Source organism: Pseudoalteromonas sp. bablab_jr011, assembly GCF_016464045.1.
GTDB lineage: Bacteria > Pseudomonadota > Gammaproteobacteria > Enterobacterales > Alteromonadaceae > Pseudoalteromonas > Pseudoalteromonas lipolytica.
In genome coordinates, this window is the sequence record NZ_JACDWU010000031.1 from 1 (window position 1) to 294 (window position 294).

The following is a 294-nucleotide window of genomic DNA, read 5'->3' on the forward strand; positions in this document are numbered from 1 at the left end:
AGTGAAATTCGCGTTAAAGACAACCCACAAAACCCAAACTACTGTCGTTATACATGGGAGCGTGTGGTGCACTTTATGGATTTAAGCAAACCATTAGTTGACTCACCTGAAATAGAGCCGTTTCGTCATTTAGACCCAGCAACACGCGATTTCGATAAACAGAATAACCGCCCAGAAAAGTATTGGCGTTTAATGAGTTACAAACAAATGCAGCAGATAGAAGAACAGCTTGATAACGATATTTATCGCTTTAACTTTGATGGTGCAATAACCAACCCTAAACGCTGGGCAAAC

1 pseudogene is annotated in these 294 nt (G+C 40.8%); it reads left to right on the forward strand.

The annotated features are described in order from the left end of the window. A pseudogene (locus tag JIG41_RS01065) lies at positions 1–294 on the forward strand (hypothetical protein); the annotation flags it as partial.